Source organism: Streptomyces sp. NBC_01669 (assembly GCF_026339735.1).
GTDB classification, from domain to species: Bacteria; Actinomycetota; Actinomycetes; order Streptomycetales; family Streptomycetaceae; genus Streptomyces; species Streptomyces yanii.
The window spans coordinates 445720-462514 of record NZ_JAPEQG010000001.1; the positions used below are offsets into that span (position 1 = coordinate 445720).

Consider the following 16795-nt stretch of genomic DNA (forward strand, 5'->3'; position numbering starts at 1 on the left):
ACAGCGCTGCCCCCACGCACAACGGCCGCAACGGCGCCCGGCGAAGCGGCCGGTCGCACCTCCGTGCTGAAACCGTACGCGCCTGACGTTGTGGCGGGCCATCGTCGCGAAGGTCTCGTCCCTCCGTCGTCTGCGTCGACGGCGACTTGGCAGCGACGGAGTCACCGATGAGGCGGTACCGCGGAGAAGATCGCGAGTGTGCTGAGGGGATCGGCCGAGGTGAACCGGCGTGCCGGGGCGTGGCCGGACATCCGGCCCTGTTCCGCACCGGCTCGTCCTGATCGATGATGACGTACCGGGCTGCCGTCCTCGGTACGCCACCGGCTGTCCCAGGAAGGGGTTTCCTATGCGGGAAACAACGCCAGCGCAGTCCCCGCCGGACGACCGCTCCGTCCACGGCTCGGACGAAGAAGCCGATGTGATCGTGGTGGGGGCGGGACCTGCGGGCTCGTCCGCAGCCTTCCACCTCGCCAAGGCAGGCATCGATGTCCTGCTTCTGGAGAAGGCCCACTTTCCCCGGGAAAAAGTGTGCGGAGACGGCTTGACCCCGCGAGCGGTGCACCAGCTCATCCGAATGGGCATCGACATCAAGGCTCCGGGGTGGACGCCTTCACGCGGTATGCGATGGGTGGCCGGTGAGCATCAGGTGCACATCGACTGGCCCGCCCTGGGGCGCTACCCGGACTTCGGCCTCTCGCGCAGCCGGCATGACTTCGACGACATCCTGGCCCGCCATGCCGTTGCTGCCGGAGCACGGTTGCGCAACGGGGTGAAGGTGACTCAGCCCGTGACCGACCGCGCCGGCCGCATCACCGGCGTCACCGCCACGGCCGGAGCGAAGGAGCCGATGGTCTTCCATGCACCGATCGTCATCGCCGCCGACGGCGCCTCCGCCCGCCTCGCCCTCGCCATGGGCCTGCAGCGGGACAGGAGCAGGCAGATCGCGACAGCCGCACGCCGCTACTACCGCAGCCCAGAACGGTCTCAAGAGGAGTACCTGGAGTTGTGGGCCGATCTCCGCTTCCCGGGGAGCGATCACTACCTGCCGGGATACGGTTGGATCTTTCCCATGGGAGACGGCCGCGTCAACGTCGGGCTCGGTGCGCTGCCTCACCGGCGGCACGGAATCGCGGACCTGCGGACCACGTTGGACCAATGGCTGGCCCGTACTCCTCACGCCTGGGGGCTGCATGAGGAGAACGCCGAGGGCCCTGTCCGGAGCGCGGCACTGCCCCTGGGTTTCAACCGTCACCCCCTCTACACCCGGGGGCTCCTCCTGGTCGGCGACTCCGGAGGCATGATCAGCCCCTGGAACGGGGAGGGCATCGGCCAGGCCATGGAAGCCGGCGAAGTCGCAGCCGAGAGCGCCGCGCTCGCCCTCGCCCTTCCCCGGGGCCCCCGGCGGGAGCGAGTGCTGCACAGCTACCCCGTCGAGATGAACCGCCGCTGGGGGCGCTACTACCGTCTCGGCAACGCGGCCGCCGACATCGTCTTCAGCCGTTCGGGCTTCCAACCGATCCTCAATCGGTACGTCATGGGATCGCCGTTTCTGCTCAACGCCCTGGCCCGGATGCTCACCAACCTCACGGACAAGCCCTCGCACGACGTGGTCGACCATGTACTCAACACCGTCGTCCGCCTGGTCCCGGCACCGCATGTGCGCAGACGCTGAACGGCCCGCCGACGGTGCCTCTCCCCGCGTGGTCGTCCCGGCCCCACGCCGCCACGCCGGAGGAAGACCGCGGCCGCCCTACCGCGGTGGTCGTGGCCGGTGACGCCGAGGACAGTTCTGGCCGACTCCGCGTGGAGGACGCACCACGCATCACACTGTGGTCAAGAGCATCGAGGACGCGGTCGGAGCGGCGCTCGCCGCCCACAGCGTCAAGGGCACGGAGCAGCTGCACGGTACGGCCCGGTCCGACCGGCCCACGACCGATGCGCCGGCTGCAAGGGATGAGCAGTCCGGGCGCGCCGACCTCGAGTGCTCCTGGATGAAGCCTGCGAGCTGCTGAGCGACGATCGGGGATCCAGGACAGTGCACGGAACCGCAAGGCAGTGATTCCAGCCGGAGGTCGACCGGATCGGTGAGGGGCGGGGACCGACCCCGCCCCTCACGCCACGCGGGCAAGACCCGGAGAAGCGGCATCAGCGTCGTCAGAGGTCGCGTCGTATGTGCGGATCCAGAATCTGATGACGCTCGCGGGGGCTGCCACCCGTATGAACTGGCCCGGCAGGGGACCCGTCATGGGCGTGTGGTCCGGATGACCCGTCAACCCACGCCGTCGAGTGCTCGGTGAGCTCAGGCGTTGGGGCGCTTGCCGTGATTGGCCTTCTTCTTCTTGCGGGCGCGTCGCTTGTTCCCTCGCTTGGCCATAGTCCACTTCTCCCAGATTCGGCATATTTCGGGCGATCGTCAGTCTAGGTTCGGCCGGATGTGTCTGCATCAGGAGCGTGGCCAGGGCGTCGGAATCCCGCCCGCTCAGGGCACCCACTTGTACTTGCCTCCGCCGACCCATCTCACGACCGCGGGATCGTCGAAGTCGATCTCGGACACGCCCGCTTGGCGCGCCAGCCTGATCACATCCACCATGTCGTGGGCAGGCCCGGCCAACACTCCGTTGACCTCCACCATGCGGTACGGCGGATCGCCCGGCACGACACCGAGGACGACGACGGGTGTGGGGTGGAACGCCTCTCCAGCATCGTTGGTCATGCCTACAGCGTGTGGCAGGGGCGCGCCGCGCACATGTCCAGCGGGGCCGATCATCTCCGGTGACGACCCCGTCCTACCTACCGGCTCGCGGGCCTCATGTGCCGGGGCCATCCATGTCGTCCTGCAGCAGGCGACCGGCTACCAGGCCCCCGTTCGGCCGCCCGCCGACAGGGAACGGCGCCCGATGATGCACTGCGACTTCCAGGTCGGCGGTCTCGATTCCGCGGCGACCCAGCCGGCCCTCTGTTGCACCTGTGCCGAAACGACGGCTGATCGCACGAGCGCTCCACGGCGGCGGCGAATGCACCGCCCGACCATTACCGGCACCACCACCGGTCACTGAAAGTTACCCAAGCGTGGCAGAAGCGTAAGCGGCCGGCCTCTGCTGACTGCCTTGCCGGCAGTTGGAGCCTTGCCCGTGCCCCTCCGAGTGCACGTGCGGGCCGCCGCCCATCGCATGCGGATGGGCGCCCGTCACCGGATGGTGGCGGGTACCCATGGTTCGCCGGTCAGCTGTGAGCAGGGCACGTCATGTCGGTCATCGACGGCTCGGACAAGCCGGCGTGTGTCTCCCAGGCGGTGTACCGCTTCTCCTCCTCCGCGCGGTCCGGCTGATCCACCGATACCGGGAGGGGTGGCTGCTTCGAGCAGCCACACCTCCCGTGCGGTGTTACAACGTCAGTTCTCCTTGAACCCCACGTAGTTCTCCGCGAGGGAGGCCGAAGCGGCCTCGGAGCGGGCGACATAGCGCAGGTGCGAGAGGCGAAGCGCACGGTCGAAGTCGGAGTCGGCGGGGTCACTGTGCAGCAGGGTCGTCATCGTGTACGAGAAGTGCTCGGCCCGCCAGACGCGGCGCAGCGCGTTCTCCGAGTAGGCGTCGAGCAGCGACTCGTCCCGGTGGGCGTGGTAGCGGGTCAGGGCCTGGGCGAGCAGGGTGACGTCGGCGACGGCGAGGTTGAGGCCCTTGGCCCCGGTGGGCGGGACGATGTGGGCCGCGTCGCCGGCCAGGAAGAGGCGCCCGTGGCGCATGGGTTCGGCGACGAAGCTGCGCATCGGGGTGATGCTCTTCTCGGTGATCGGGCCCCGCCGCAGCGTCCAGTCGCCGTCGACGGCGAAGCGGGTCTCCAGCTCGTCCCAGATGCGCTCGTCCGGCCAGTTGTCGGTGCTGTCGTCCGGGGCGACCTGGAGGTAGAGCCGGCTGACCTCGGGCGAGCGCATGCTGTGCAGGGCGAAGCCGCGCTCGTGGTGGGCGTAGATCAGTTCCTCGCACGAGGGCGGAACGTCGGCGAGGATGCCGAGCCAGGAGAAGGGGTACGTCCGTTCCGTCACGGTCAGCAGGTCGTCCGGAACGGAGCGGCGACCGATGCCGTGGAAGCCGTCGCAGGCGACGACGATCTCGCAGTCCAGGGTGTGTTCGGCGCCTTCGTGACGGTAGCGGATGCTCGGGCGGTCGGTCTCGATGCCGTCGACTGACAGCGCCTCCGCCTCGAACAGGACGGTTCCGCCGTCCTGTTGGCGCCGGGCGATGAGGTCCTTCACCACTTCGGTCTGCGCGTAGACCATGACCGACCGGCCGCCGGTGAGGGACGGGAAGTCGATGCGGTGGGAGCGCCGGTCGAAGCGCAGTTCGATGCCGTGGTGCTCCAGGCCCTGGCGGTCCATCCGCTCGCCGGCCCCGGATTCGCGCAGCACGTCGACGGTGTCCTGTTCGAGGATGCCGGCGCGCTGCCGGCGTTCGACGTAGTCGCGGCTGCGCAGTTCGAGGACGACGTTGTCGATGCCCTGCCGGTGGAGCAGGTGGGAGAGCAGGAGTCCGGCGGGGCCGGCTCCGATGATGCCGACGGTGGTGCGGGGCATGAGAGTCTCCGTGGGAGGTCAGAGGTGAAGGACGTAGTCGGAAAGCGGCCGCGGCCCGGGGCGCGGCGGCGACGGAAGGAGGACGGAACGTCGTCCTCGGCCAGGACGGGCTGGGTCGTGACGGAGGCTGAATTGTCCTCCGGCGCACCGCAGTTGAAGGCAGAGTGCAGCAGGGCCTCCTCGAAGCCCTCCGGCTCTGACGCCCGCGGGGCTGCCGGTCACAGGGCCTTCCCTGTCTTCACCGACGCGGCAGTCCGGCGCAGGACCTCGTCGGCGGTCACGCCAGGGGCGGTCTCGATGAGTCGCAGTCCCTCGTCGGTGATGTCGAGGACGGCCAGGTCGGTGATGACGCGGTGGACGCAGTTCCGGCCGGTGAGCGGCAGCGTGCAGGTGTCGACGATCTTGGGGGTGCCGTCCTTGGCCGTGTGCTCCATGAGAACGATCACCCGGCGGGCGCCGTGGACGAGGTCCATCGCCCCGCCCATGCCCTTGACCATCCTGCCGGGGATCGCCCAGTTGGCGAGGTCACCGCGGGCGGAGACCTGCATGGCGCCCAGGATCGCGGTGTCGATGTGACCGCCGCGGATCATGCCGAAGGAGAGCGCGGAGTCGAAGAAGGCGGCGCCCGGTACGACGGTCACCGTCTCCTTGCCCGCGTTGATCAGGTCGGGGTCGACCTCGTCCTCGTACGGGTACGGGCCGACGCCGAGGAGTCCGTTCTCCGAGTGGAGGACGACGTCGACGCCCTCGGGGAGAAAGCTCGGCACGCGAGTGGGCAGTCCGATCCCGAGGTTGACGTACGAGCCGTCGGTGAGCTCCCGGGCGGCTCGGGCCGCCATCTCGTCCCTGGTCCAGCTCATCGGGTGCGTACCGTCCTTCGCTCGATGCCCTTGTCGGCAGCCTGTTCGGGGGTCAGTTCCAGCACCCGCTGCACGAATACACCGGGGAGGTGGACCTGGTCGGGGTCCAGTTCGCCGGGCTCCACGAGCTCCTCGACCTCGGCGACGGTGATCCGGCCGGCCATGGCGGCGAGAGGGTTGAAGTTGCGGGCCGCGCGGGCGAAGACGAGGTTGCCGTGGCGGTCGCCCCGGGCGGCGCGCACCAGGGCGAAGTCGGTGGTGATGCCGTGTTCGAGGACGTACACCCTGCCGTCGTACTCGCATGTCTCCTTGGGCGGCGAGGCGACCGCCACGCCGCCGTCGGGAGCGTACCGCCAGGGCAGTCCGCCCTCGGCGGCCTGGGTGCCGACGCCTGCTGGGGTGAAGAACGCGGGGATGCCGGTGCCGCCGGCCCGCAGCCGCTCGGCCAGGGTGCCCTGCGGGGTGAGTTCCAGCTCCAGTTCGCCACCCAGGTAGCGGCGGGCGAACTCCTTGTTGTCGCCGATGTAGGAGCCGGTGACCCGGCTGATCCGTCCGGCCGCGAGCAGGATGCCCAGGCCGCCGCCGTCGACGCCGCAGTTGTTGGAGACGACGCTCAGCCGGCCGGAGCCGTGGGCGTGCAGGGCGCGGATCAGGACGTCCGGTACCCCGCTCAGTCCGAAACCTCCGACGGCGAGCGAGGCCCCCTCTCCGATGTCCGCCACCGCTTCGGCAGCCGTCGCTATGATTTTGTCCATATAACGACCCTTTTCACTCAGACCTTACCGTAAGGTTGTTCGCCTGGTGAACTTTCGTTCATACTTGGCGCGGGCTGAGTGTCCACCCACGCTTCGGGCCGTGTCAACGGCAGCGGGTACGGTTTCCGCACGGTGATCAGCCCGCGACGCTCCGAGGAGGTCAGACGATGTCCCAGCTCACCGAGGTGACGACGGCGCCCGAGGCGACGGTGGCACCCGACGAGTTGGTCGGACCGCTGGAGCGCGGACTGGCCGTGCTCCGCGCCGTGGCCGCGGGACCGGGGACGCGCCATCGCCCCGGAGATCTCGTCCGCGCCACCGGGCTCGCCCGATCGACGGTCGACCGGGTCGCCACCACGCTCGTCCGCCTCGGGTTCCTGCGGACCGAGGACCGCGATCTGCTGCTGGCCCCGCGCTCGGCGGAGTTGGGCAATGCCTATCTGGCCGGCTGCGCCCTCCTCGAAGCCCTCCGCCCACACGCCGTCACACTCGCCGACGAGCTCGACGAGTCGGTGTCGTTGGCCGTCCCGGACGGTGACGGGGTCCGCTTCATCGCGCAGGCCGCCCGCCGGCGCGCCATGGCGATCTCGTTCCGGGTCGGCGATCTGCTGCCCGCCGAACGCTGCGCGCCCGGCGCCGTGTTCGCCGCCGACTGGGACGACACACAGCACGACCAGTGGCGCGCGCGGCGTCGGCGCGACCCGCTGGACACCGGCTTCCCGGCCCTGCCACCCCGCCCGGCCGGGGCGGAGTCCACGTCCTCAGCGGTGGAGGCCGACTTCCTCGACCGGGTACGGCAGGCACGCGAGGACGGCTTCTCGATGGACAGCCAGCTGATCGAGCCCGGTCTGATCGCCGTCGCCCTCCCCGTCCGCGACTCGGCGGGCGCGGTGGTCTGCGCCGTCAGCGTGGTCAGTCACGCCAGCCGGCACAGCATCGAGTCCCTGACGGCGCGGGTCCTGCCCCCGGTACGCGCGGCCGTCGCCGCCATGGAGGCTGCCCTGCGCACACCGTCGGCCACCGAAACGCCGGCCACCGCAGCGGCGGTCCGCCCGCCCCACTCGGGCAACGCGCTCAAGGAGGAACTCGGCGCCGGCTTCCTCCAGTCGCTCGCCCGGGGTCTCGACGTGCTGTGCGCCTTCGGCTCGGTCGACGGCCCCGCCCGCCTGGCCGACCTCGCCCGCCTCACCGGGCTGCCCCGCGCCACCGCCCGCCGGTCGCTCATCACGCTGCACCACCTGGGGTACGTACGGGAGGACGCGGACGGTTTCCGGGTGCTGCCGCGGGTCATGGAACTCGGCTACGCCCGACTCTCGGGCCTGACGCTCGCCGGGATCGCTACCCCGCACCTCGCCGAACTGGTCGGCAGGGTCCACGAGTCCGCGTCCGTGGCCGTGCTCGACGACGACGACATCCGCTACGTCGCCCGGGTCGCGAGCACCCGGATCATGCACATCGACATCACGGTGGGCACCCGGCTGCCCGCGTACGCCACATCGATGGGCCGGGTGCTCCTCGCGGCCCTCCCCGACGGCGAGCGCGCGGCGCGGTTGGCCCGGGTGGCACCCGAGGCGCTGACGCCCCGCACGGTGACCACGCCCGAGGCCCTCACCGACGTGGTGGCGGCCACCTCCCGGCGCGGCCACGCCTGGGTGGAACAGGAGTTGGAGGAGGGGCTGCGTTCGATCGCGGCGCCGGTCAGGAACGGCGGCGGGCACGTGGTGGCCGCGGTCAACGTGGCGCTCCACGCCGGCCGCGCCACCTGCGAGGAGAGCCTGGCCACGCTCCTCCCCCCTCTGCTGGAGACCGCCGCGCGGATCAGCGCCGACCTCGCCGCGGTGGGCCGCTTCTCCCCCGTGCCCACCGGCTGATCCTCACGGCCGTCGGGCCCGGGCGCGACGGTCCCGGGAGCCGTCCGCCGGAACGCTTGTGGAGGGCAGGCGCGCCGCCATCGCGTCCAGCATCAGGTCCAGGGCGAAGGGACAGCCGCTCTCGCTCCTGTCGGCGGCGAGCAGGGGGCAGGCAGCGGCGATGTTCGGGTACGTGTCGGCCGGCGGATTGCCGTACACCGCGTGCCAGACCTCCGCGTCCGCCTTGTGAGCCGCCGCGGCAGCGCGAGGGCGGCGCCCTGGGCCGCGAAGGCGAAGGCCTGGTCGACGAAGACGTGGTACATCCGCTCCTCGACGGGGTTCGGGAGCCCACCGAGCGCAGGACGCCGAGGATCACCTCGACGGCCCCGGTCTCGTGGGCCCGCCCGATCGCACGGTACGCGGCCGGCAGTCCACGCAGTTGCCGGCCTCGTTCCGCAACAGCCGACCGACCGTCGTCACCCCACAGCGCTCGATGTGTGTACGGAGCATGCGCACGGACTGCGGCGGAATTGGCACAGGTCGCGTGGCTGTAGCAGCTCGCCGCTTCAGCGCGTGCACCTCGTGGACTGCGCCGTCATCCGTCCACTCCTGCCACGCGCGTTCGCCCGCCGTTCCCTCGCGCTTTGCCCGTGTGCCAGCCCAAGGGGCTCCCCTTGTTGTGGATCAAGGCCATACGATGCGCTTGCGAAGCGCGCGCCGCGTACAGGAAGACGGGGGAGGCGCGATGTCCGGGATACCGCATGACGGCATATCCGACGCCATGCCGAGCGGAGCATGGGGCACGCTCCCCGCCGCTGTGGAGCTGTACCACCTGAGGCCGGACGGAGGCATCGGGCTGGCCGACCGCGAGGGCGTGCGCGAGCTGGGACCCGAGCGGGAGTTTCTCCGCTTCATCGATGACGGGCAGTTCGCCCACTACCTGGTGGGCGACGCGGCGACCTCCCCCGAGCGCCCCTCGAACGCCACGGTCAAACTCGGTGTCGTGGAGCCGCGCAGCGCCTTCACCCCGCACGCCCACGGCGGTGAACACTTCGTCCTCAGCCTCGGCCACGCGGCGTGCGGCCTCTACGACGCGGACCGCGACCTGGTGACCGAAGTCCCGCTGGCTCCCGGGATGTTGATACGAATTCCGGAGATGATGCCCCACTCCTTCGCGAACCGGGGCACCGATCCGCTGACGATCCTCGCGGCCAACACCGGTTACGGGATCGACCACGAGGACTACGCGATCACCGCCGGGGAGGCCGAGCGCCGCGCCGCGGGCGACACCCGGATGGCCGGCCAGGTGGCCGTAGCCGCAGCCACCACCGACTATCGCGCCCTCGCCGCCGCCCTGCGCGACATCGAGCGCCATCAGCAGGACCGCGGCATCGCCACCACCACCGTCCGCGAGCGCTTGGCCGCACGACTGCGCCGTGTGGCCACCGCACTGGAGGTCCGCCGGTGATCTGTCCGCACTGCGAGAAGAACCTGCTCCGCAAGGAACGCCCCAACAACACCTGCTCCCACTGCAGGCGCACGTATGCACTCGACCCCAAGACCAACTCCCTCGGCCTGAGCGACCTGCGGGTGCGCAGGATCGTCGCCAAGGTGACGGAGGAGGGCAGGATCTCAGTGGTGCCGGACCAGTTGTGGTACGCGCTCTCGCGCAGGCGCCTCAAGGAGGGCACCTTCGCGCCGGGGTGTGCGGGTACCTCGCTCTTCGCGGGCCTGGTCGTCGGCGTCTTCGGCATCTTCACCGAGACCGCCTACCTCTTCCTCACCTCGGGCGCCCTGCTGCTCGTCTCCGCGGGCTTCGCCCTCGCACGAGCCGCCGGAGCCGGCCGGGGCTTCCCGGTGATGAGCCGTACGGCATTCCGTTCGGAGGCGCTCGCGCCCTGGCAGAACGTGTACGGCGGGCTGCCGCCCGGGGTGGTCGACGACGCCCCTCCCCTTCCCTCTCGGGCCGGAACCCGTGCGCCCTCGGGCGCTCAGACCGGGGCCGTACTCCTGTGCCCCGACCGCTCCACCACGGCGTTCCTGATCGCCAACGGGCTGCCCGCCCGTTACGGGATCGCGCTCGCCAAGGATCTCGACGCGGTCCACGCCCTGCCCGCGCGGGGCCCGGTGATCGTGCTGCACGATGCCGACGCGCACGGGGAACTCCTCGTCCGGCACGTCCGCGCGAGCCTGGGGCAACGCACAGTGATCGACGCCGGGTTGCCGCTGCGCACCGTCCGTCGTCTGGCGCAGGCCGTGCCCTACCGCGAAAAGCAGGAGAAGCCCGACAGGGAGACCATGGCGCGGCTCACCGCGCTGGGCGAGTTCACCGAGGAGGAGCTGAAGTGGCTGGGAAAGGGCTGGCGCTTCCCGCTCGTCGGCATGCCCCCCGCCCGTCTGCTCGCCGCCGTCACCCGGGTCGCCGAACAGGTCTCGGGGAGCGTCGACCCGGAACGGCGTCGTGCCGCGTCCGTGGGGTTCATGACCTGGCCGGGTTCGGCAGCCCAGGACCACGCGGGTGAGCGATGATCTGCCCCCGCTGCGCCGCCTCGCTGACGGGCAAGCAGCGCAGCGGCAGAATCTGCGCGCACTGCGGGAAGCGCTTCGCGCTCGACCCCGCGGTGCACGGCACGGGCATGCACGACATCCGCATCCGGGGCATCGCGGAACGCGCCACCGATCACGGCCGCCTGAAGATCACCCTCACCCAGCTCTGGTACCTGTCCCGCAGCCGTAACTACGCCTGGGCCGGGCGGGATCCGGAGGGTGTGCCGGCGAAGATCCGCTGGCTCATGGCGCTGCCGGTGGCCGCCGCCCTCGTCGTGTGCGCCGCCCTGACCGGCGGACTGCTCGCGTTCCTCGCCGGCGCCGCCGCGTGCGCCGCCCTCGTCGTCGCGTCGTCCATGCGGCACCACCCTGGCCAGTTGCCCCATGGGCAGATCATTCCTGCCGAACGGACCTTCCGTGCCCTGATGAACGGCTCCTGGTCGGCGGCGTACGGGGGCCTGCCGAAAGGCGTCGTCGACGACGCGCGCCCCGTGCCCCGGCCGCGCGGGGCGAACCGTTCCGGTGCGTCCCTTCCGGTGTCCCGGCCCAAGGTCGCGATCCTCTGCACGGACCGCGTGGTCGCCCTCTTCCTCACGGCCAACGGCATCCCCGCCCGTCTGGAGGCCGACCTCGTGGAGGTTGCCGACGCCGACGGAATCGGGGGGCGCCCCACCGTCCTGGCGGCGGCGCTCAGCGCGCTCGCGCAGTATCGCAGCGGGCTCCCGGTGGTCGTCCTGCACGACGCCGATCCGCAGGGCGTCCTGTTGGCGCCGCTCATCCGTGGCGCACAGCCCGACCGCGTCGTGGTGGACGCGGGCCTCCCCGTCTCCGCGGCCAGGGGCAAACAGGGCGTCGTGCGGCTCGGCCGGCACGATCCGCTCGCCGACGCGGAACAGCTCCGCACGGTCGCAGGTCTGCCCGAGGCCGACGCGCAGTGGCTCGGCGAGGGCTTCTGGAGTCCGCTCGCCGCCGTGCCGCCGCGCGTCCTCGAATCGATCGTCGTCCGGGCGGTGGAACGGGCGCTGGCCGCCCCGCGGCCCACCCCCCACGAGGACCTCACCCACGGCTTCCTCACCTGGCCGCAGGCTCCGCGGACCCGGAGGACCTCGGAGGCACCTGGCACCCGCCCACCCGGCACCGGCACGTACGAGAAGAAGGGCACCAGCTCCGCATGACGCCGCGACGCCTCCAGGCTCCCGGAATCGGGACCTCCATGGCCCGGGACCCCCGTACCGGCCGCGGGCCGGGCGCCCGTTTCCTCGACCTCGCGATCACCGGCGCCGCCGCGCGCGCCGCAGGCCCGGGCGGCATCAGATTCACGGAACGGCAGCTCTACTACGAGACCTGCCGTGTCCTGAGCCCGACCGCGACCCTGCTCCCCCGCATCCCACGCACCCCGGCCCCTCCCCTGCGGCTGCCCACGTTCACGCGTGCGCTGGAGGCACGGGGCCGGGCGACCGTGGACGGCCTGCTCCCACCGGTCCCGTCCCCGCCGCCGACTACGCCACGGCCTCCGTCGGTGCCTGATGCCGCCGAACCCGACCTCCACGCCTACGGGTTGCCCCGTCTCCTCGTCTGCCAGGACCGCTCGATCGCCCGGATGCTGCTCGCCAACCATGTGCACCTGGAGGCGGCCTGCCCCGTCCTCGCGGCGCCCGACGCCCTGCCGCTCGACCCGCGCCTCGTCGCGGCGCTGGAGCGGGCCGAGGGCGCGACGGTCCATGTGCTGCACGACGCGAGCCCGGAGGGCATCGGGCTCCCGGCGCGGGTCAGGGCCGCTCTGGGCCCGGTCCCCGGCGTACGGGTCACGTCGATCGGGCTCGTGCCCCGGCATGCGGCAACCCTGCGCCTTCCGACCGGCCGCGGCCCGGCACCGGCTCCGCCGCCGGCCCCCTGGCCGCCCGGGCTGCGGCCCGAGGAGGCTTCATGGCTGGCGCGGGGACGGTTCACGCAGGTCGCGGCCGTGTCACCGCCCCGCCTGGTGCGTACGGTGCTGCGCCTCACACGGGGACCGCGACCGCCCCGGAACTCCATGTGGACCGAACTGCGCGGGCTGCGCACCACGGGTTTCCTGACCTGGCCCGCCTCGTGATCCGCCGCGTCACCCGCCCATGAACCGCGCGGTGACCCGTCCGAGCGAGGTCTCCTTCACGCGGCCACGACCGCCCCACAGACCCGAGGAACGCACACGATGATCCGACCTCAAGAGATCGGCTACTTCGACGAGCTGCTCGCCGACGGCAGCGTCCACCGGCGTTACGAGGACGGCCGGGAGGAGTGGCGCCACCGCGAGAGCTCCCCCAGTGGCCTCGTGCGCTGGCACGACAACCGGAATGCCTCCGGCACCGACGAACTCCTCGGCAACCGCATCATCAAGCGGGTCCTCGCCGACGGCGCGGTGACCTACGCCCGGGACATCGGATACGGCCGCACCCTGTGGGGCCGCGGCGAGACGGTGATGGTCAACCGGACGTCGTTCGGCGGCAGGATGGGCGTCATGCTCGCGGGCCTGGGCGTAGCGGGTCTCGCCATCACCGCCGCCCAGCTGCCGCCGCTGAGCATGAGCCCGGAAGAGGAGGAGGAGCTCCGCCAGCAGCAGGCGCAGAGCCAGTCGTCGTCCTCGGGCGACTCGGGCGGGGGCGGCGATTCCAGTGGCGGCGGGGCGGACGACTGGGACGCGGGCTGGGACGACGGCGAGGACGCCTGGAGCGACGACGACTTCGGCTGAGCCGGCCGCGTCGGCACCACCGCAAGCCGTCGGAGCGGCGATAGCAGTAGGGAACACGGAACACCGAGGAGAGGAGCCGCCCATGGCACGCTTCTGCGTCTGCCTGTCCCCGACGACCCGGCAGGCCCGGGCCCATGTCGAGGCGATGGGTGCAGCCGGGAACGGCCGGACACCCGTGGACGTCCCCGGGGCCGACCTGGGACTGATCGCGGACGAACCCGGGCGCGCCGACGGCCCGTTCACGGCATCCGGCCTGACGGCGGTGGGTGAGGTCACCCTCCACAACCGCCCGGCCCTCCTGTCCGCGCTGCACGCCGAGGGCACCCCCGTACCCGCCCGCTGCTCCGACGGTGAACTGCTGCTGCACTGCTGGGCGCGGCTCGGCGACGCGGGAGTGGCTCTGGCCGAGGGCATGTTCGTGCTGGCCGTGCTGGACGGCACGGACCTGATCCTGATCCGCGACCACGTGGGCGCCCGGACGCTGTTCTACGCCCGCGCCGAAGGAGCCTGGGCGGCCTCGACCTCGCTGAGGGCGCTGCGGCGCTGGCCCGCGCTCGGCACGTCGATGAATCTGTCCGCGGTCCGTTCCTTCCTCACCTTCGCCTATCTGCCGGGCGAGGAGACCCTCCTGACCGGCGTGCGGGAAGTCCTGCCCGGGCGGGTGCTGCGGCTGGCGAAGGACGGCACCGTCACCGAGACCGTGCACTGGGAGCCCCACGAGCACATCGCCCAGCCGGTGCCGCAGGATGCGACGGAGCATGTCCGGGCCCTGCGGGCGCTCCTGGAGCAGGCGACGGCAGAAAGGCTCCCGCAGGCGGAGCCGGCGGCGGTCCTTCTCTCCGGCGGGATCGACAGCTCCCTCGTCACCGCGCTGGCGACGAAGCTCCACAGCCATCCGGTGCACACGTACTCGATCAGCTTCGGCGACGAACTTCCCAACGAGCTGGGCTACTCGGGCCTCGTGGCCGCCCACTGCCATACCCGCCACCGGGTCCTGAACGTGTCGGGGAAGACGGTGGCCTCACGGCTCGCGGAGGCGGCTGCGCTCCTGGACAGCCCGGTGGGCGATCCGTTGACGGTCCCGAACCTGTTGCTCGCGGAGGCCGTGGCCGCGGACGGCGCGTCGGTGGTGCTCAACGGCGAGGGCGGCGACCCCGTGTTCGGTGGCCCGAAGAACCTCCCGATGCTCGTGCAGGAGATTCACCGTGAACCGGGGGCACCCTGGGACGAGGACCGGGCGACGGCGTATCTGCGCTCGTACCGCAAGTGCTGGACGGACCTCCCGACGCTACTGACCCCGCAGACGCTGGACGCGCTGCGGGACGCCCCGCGCCCCCAGCGGTTCGTGGAGCCGTATCTGGCACCGGGCGCCGACAGCCCGCACCGCATGGGCCACCTCCTCAACCAGCTCCTGCACTGCAATCTGCGGACCAAGGGCGCGCACCACATCCTGACAAAGGTGGAGCGCCTGACGGCGTCGCAGGGCATCGAGGGCCGGGCACCGCTGTTCGACCGCCGGGTCGTCGACCACGCCTTCGCGACGCCGCCCACGTACAAACTCCGTGGCTCTGCGGAGAAGTGGATCCTCAAGGAGGCCGTGCGCGACCTCCTCCCCGACACGGTCGTCGACCGCCCGAAGAGCGGGATGCGGGTGCCGGTGCAGCAGTGGCTGACGGGTCCGCTGCGCGACCTCGGAAACGATCTGCTGCTGAGCCGGCAGTCGGCCCACCGGGGCCTGTTCCGCCCGGACACGATCCGCGCCTGGATGAAGGGCGAGGGCACGCTCCTGCCCCGTCACGGCGGCAAGCTGTGGCTGGTGCTGACACTGGAACTGTGGCTGCGGTCGTACGCGTTGTGAGGAACGAGCAGCAGGAAGCGACGAGCGGGAAGCAACGATGAACAGTGAACTCACCGACCCTCGCACGGGACGCCTCCGCGGCACGGCTCCCGTCTCCCGCGAGCCCGAGGTGGCTGCGGCCGTGGCGGCCGCCCGTACGGCGCTCGGCGCATGGAGCGCCCTGACCCCCAAGGACCGGGCGCGACGCCTGGACCGGCTGGCGACGCTGATCGAGGACAGTGCGGCGGAGTACGCGGTTCGTGAGCGGGCCGGTACGGGCAAGCCGGATGCGGAGATGGCGGGCGAGATCGAGCAGGTGGCGGATCTGTTCCGCTTCTTCGCGACGGCGGCACGGACCCGGACAGCACCGGCGGCAGGCCGGCTGGTGACCGGCCACGAGAGCTGGGTGCGCTGGGAGCCGATGGGCGTGGTCGGGGTGATCGTCCCCTGGAACTATCCGCTGATGATGGCGGCCTGGCGCTGCGCCCCGGCACTCGCCGCGGGCAACACGGTGGTGGTGAAACCGGCGGAGACCACTCCGGACACGCTGGAACTGCTGGCGGAGCACGCCGCACGGACCCTGGGCGAGGGCGTGCTCCAGTCGCTTCCGGGAGACCGGCGGACGGGTCGGCTGCTGGTCGAGTCCCCGGTGGACATGGTCGCGTTCACGGGCAGCGGGCAGGCGGGCCTGGATGTGGCGGCGCGGGCGGGGACGCGCCGGATCAGCCTGGAGCTGGGCGGCAACGCCCCGGCCGTCGTTCTCCCGGACGCCCCGGCGGACACGTATGCGTCGCTCGCGGAAGCGGCCACGTACAACGCGGGTCAGAGCTGCGCGGCACCGGCCCGCGTCATCACGCTCACGGAGAACTACGAGGAGACGGTGGCCCGCCTGACGGAGGCGATGGGGGCCAGGCTGGCCGGCCGTGACTTCGGCCCGCTCAACAACTCGGACCAGGTGGCGCGTTACGACTCACTGGTCGCCTCCTCGTCCGCGAAACGACAGCTGGCGGCGGACCTCGCCGTCCCTCCCGGCGAGGAGCACGGCCACTGGCGCGCGGCCCTTCTCCTGGCGGATCTCCCGCACGACGACCCGACGGTCACCGAGGAAGTCTTCGGACCGCTCCTCACGGTCCAGCACGCGGACACCGTGGAGGCGGCCCTGAGCCTGGCAAACGGTGTCCCCCAGGCCCTGGCGGCCAGTGTCTGGACGACCGATCTCGGCACGGGGCTCGATCTCGCGGCCCGCCTCGACGCGGGCGAGGCCTGGCTCAACTGCCATCTGGTGCAGACGGCGGAGCTCCCGCACGGCGGGCGTGGCTCGTCCGGCCACGGCACGGACCTGAGCACGCTGGCGCTCCAGGAGTACCAACGGCCCAAGACGGTGACGGTGCGGCTGACGCCCGGCCCGCGCGAGAGCTGAGGCAGAGGGCCACCGGACAACAGCAAGTCCTGTGCTGCGAAAGGAAGATCGACCATGGTATCGGATGTCGTCCCGAATGCGGGTCCGCTCATCGCGTCGACGAAGGCTTCTTGACGACGCATCACACGCGATGCTCGTCCCAGACGCCCCGGAATCGCCATCATCACCGCCGGTGTCCCGGTCCGTCCCGCCCACCCGGTCCTCGGGCCCGGGACGGACAGGACGGAC

General features: G+C 71.5%; 15 protein-coding genes. 10 read left to right on the plus strand and 5 right to left on the minus strand.

All coding sequences use genetic code 11. The features are described 5' to 3' along the window. The first annotated feature begins 346 nt into the window (after positions 1-346). Complete coding sequence (locus OG972_RS02070) at positions 347-1672, plus strand: geranylgeranyl reductase family protein (protein ID WP_266977971.1); 1326 nt, start codon at positions 347-349, stop codon at positions 1670-1672. A gap of 157 nt (positions 1673-1829) precedes the next feature. Beyond that, complete coding sequence (locus OG972_RS02075; RefSeq protein ID WP_266977972.1) at positions 1830-2012, plus strand: hypothetical protein; 183 nt, start codon at positions 1830-1832, stop codon at positions 2010-2012. A 467-nt stretch (positions 2013-2479) separates the two neighbouring features. Here the strand turns inward: OG972_RS02075 and OG972_RS02080 are convergent, their stop codons facing one another. From OG972_RS02080 to OG972_RS02095, 4 genes are all read right to left on the minus strand, one after another. After that, the gene (locus OG972_RS02080) at positions 2480-2713 is read right to left on the minus strand and encodes a hypothetical protein (protein ID WP_266977973.1); all 234 of its coding nucleotides are present in this window, start codon (positions 2711-2713) and stop codon (positions 2480-2482) included. A 678-nt stretch (positions 2714-3391) separates the two neighbouring features. After that, positions 3392-4570 carry a 4-hydroxybenzoate 3-monooxygenase gene (locus OG972_RS02085; protein WP_266977974.1) on the minus strand — a complete coding sequence of 393 codons (1179 nt, stop codon included), beginning with the start codon at positions 4568-4570 and terminating at the stop codon, positions 3392-3394. A gap of 218 nt (positions 4571-4788) precedes the next feature. Next, positions 4789-5430: a CoA transferase subunit B gene (locus tag OG972_RS02090; protein WP_266977975.1), complete on the minus strand. Its 642-nt coding sequence runs from the start codon at positions 5428-5430 to the stop codon at positions 4789-4791. Further along, on the minus strand, positions 5427-6185 hold the full coding sequence (locus OG972_RS02095; RefSeq protein WP_266977976.1) for a CoA transferase subunit A: 759 nt from the start codon (positions 6183-6185) through the stop codon (positions 5427-5429). The genes OG972_RS02090 and OG972_RS02095 overlap by 4 nt, the downstream gene beginning before the upstream one ends. 167 nt (positions 6186-6352) lie before the next feature. Here OG972_RS02095 and OG972_RS02100 point away from each other — a divergent pair, with 167 nt between their 5' ends. Then, the gene (locus tag OG972_RS02100) at positions 6353-8056 is read left to right on the plus strand and encodes an IclR family transcriptional regulator C-terminal domain-containing protein (protein ID WP_266977977.1); all 1704 of its coding nucleotides are present in this window, start codon (positions 6353-6355) and stop codon (positions 8054-8056) included. Positions 8057-8059: 3 nt separating this feature from the next. On the opposite strand, the gene OG972_RS02105 is transcribed toward OG972_RS02100, so the two are convergent. After that, positions 8060-8254: a hypothetical protein gene (locus OG972_RS02105; RefSeq protein ID WP_266977978.1), complete on the minus strand. Its 195-nt coding sequence runs from the start codon at positions 8252-8254 to the stop codon at positions 8060-8062. Positions 8255-8780: 526 nt separating this feature from the next. On the opposite strand from OG972_RS02105, the gene OG972_RS02110 reads away from it, so the two are divergent. The 7 genes from OG972_RS02110 (at position 8781) to OG972_RS02140 (ending at position 16567) form a co-directional block, all read left to right on the plus strand. Further along, a complete protein-coding gene (locus OG972_RS02110) occupies positions 8781-9503 on the plus strand; it encodes a cupin domain-containing protein (protein ID WP_266977979.1) in 723 nt (240 codons plus the stop codon). Next, positions 9500-10564 carry a hypothetical protein gene (locus tag OG972_RS02115; RefSeq protein ID WP_266977980.1) on the plus strand — a complete coding sequence of 355 codons (1065 nt, stop codon included), beginning with the start codon at positions 9500-9502 and terminating at the stop codon, positions 10562-10564. The genes OG972_RS02110 and OG972_RS02115 overlap by 4 nt, the downstream gene beginning before the upstream one ends. After that, the gene (locus OG972_RS02120) at positions 10561-11757 is read left to right on the plus strand and encodes a hypothetical protein (protein ID WP_266977981.1); all 1197 of its coding nucleotides are present in this window, start codon (positions 10561-10563) and stop codon (positions 11755-11757) included. Before OG972_RS02115 ends, OG972_RS02120 begins: the two co-directional genes overlap by 4 nt. Next, positions 11754-12674 carry a hypothetical protein gene (locus OG972_RS02125; RefSeq protein ID WP_266977982.1) on the plus strand — a complete coding sequence of 307 codons (921 nt, stop codon included), beginning with the start codon at positions 11754-11756 and terminating at the stop codon, positions 12672-12674. The genes OG972_RS02120 and OG972_RS02125 overlap by 4 nt, the downstream gene beginning before the upstream one ends. 99 nt (positions 12675-12773) lie before the next feature. After that, the gene (locus OG972_RS02130) at positions 12774-13310 is read left to right on the plus strand and encodes a hypothetical protein (RefSeq protein ID WP_266977983.1); all 537 of its coding nucleotides are present in this window, start codon (positions 12774-12776) and stop codon (positions 13308-13310) included. Between the two features lie 82 nt (positions 13311-13392). Beyond that, positions 13393-15168, plus strand: coding sequence for an asparagine synthetase B (locus OG972_RS02135; protein ID WP_266977984.1), 1776 nt, complete (start codon positions 13393-13395; stop codon positions 15166-15168). A 37-nt stretch (positions 15169-15205) separates the two neighbouring features. Continuing rightward, positions 15206-16567 carry an aldehyde dehydrogenase family protein gene (locus tag OG972_RS02140; protein WP_266977985.1) on the plus strand — a complete coding sequence of 454 codons (1362 nt, stop codon included), beginning with the start codon at positions 15206-15208 and terminating at the stop codon, positions 16565-16567. The last annotated feature ends 228 nt before the right edge of the window (positions 16568-16795 follow it).

Bases quoted from the DNA above. Each gene is read 5' to 3' on its own strand.
- OG972_RS02070 (WP_266977971.1), top strand. From the start codon at position 347: ATGCGGGAAACAACGCCAGCGCAGTCCCCGCCGGACGACCGCTCCGTC.
- OG972_RS02080 (WP_266977973.1), bottom strand. From the start codon at position 2,713: ATGACCAACGATGCTGGAGAGGCGTTCCACCCCACACCCGTCGTCGTC.
- OG972_RS02085 (WP_266977974.1), bottom strand. From the start codon at position 4,570: ATGCCCCGCACCACCGTCGGCATCATCGGAGCCGGCCCCGCCGGACTC.
- OG972_RS02090 (WP_266977975.1), bottom strand. From the start codon at position 5,430: ATGAGCTGGACCAGGGACGAGATGGCGGCCCGAGCCGCCCGGGAGCTC.
- OG972_RS02095 (WP_266977976.1), bottom strand. From the start codon at position 6,185: ATGGACAAAATCATAGCGACGGCTGCCGAAGCGGTGGCGGACATCGGA.
- OG972_RS02100 (WP_266977977.1), top strand. From the start codon at position 6,353: ATGTCCCAGCTCACCGAGGTGACGACGGCGCCCGAGGCGACGGTGGCA.
- OG972_RS02110 (WP_266977979.1), top strand. From the start codon at position 8,781: ATGTCCGGGATACCGCATGACGGCATATCCGACGCCATGCCGAGCGGA.
- OG972_RS02120 (WP_266977981.1), top strand. From the start codon at position 10,561: ATGATCTGCCCCCGCTGCGCCGCCTCGCTGACGGGCAAGCAGCGCAGC.
- OG972_RS02125 (WP_266977982.1), top strand. From the start codon at position 11,754: ATGACGCCGCGACGCCTCCAGGCTCCCGGAATCGGGACCTCCATGGCC.
- OG972_RS02130 (WP_266977983.1), top strand. From the start codon at position 12,774: ATGATCCGACCTCAAGAGATCGGCTACTTCGACGAGCTGCTCGCCGAC.
- OG972_RS02135 (WP_266977984.1), top strand. From the start codon at position 13,393: ATGGCACGCTTCTGCGTCTGCCTGTCCCCGACGACCCGGCAGGCCCGG.
- OG972_RS02140 (WP_266977985.1), top strand. From the start codon at position 15,206: ATGAACAGTGAACTCACCGACCCTCGCACGGGACGCCTCCGCGGCACG.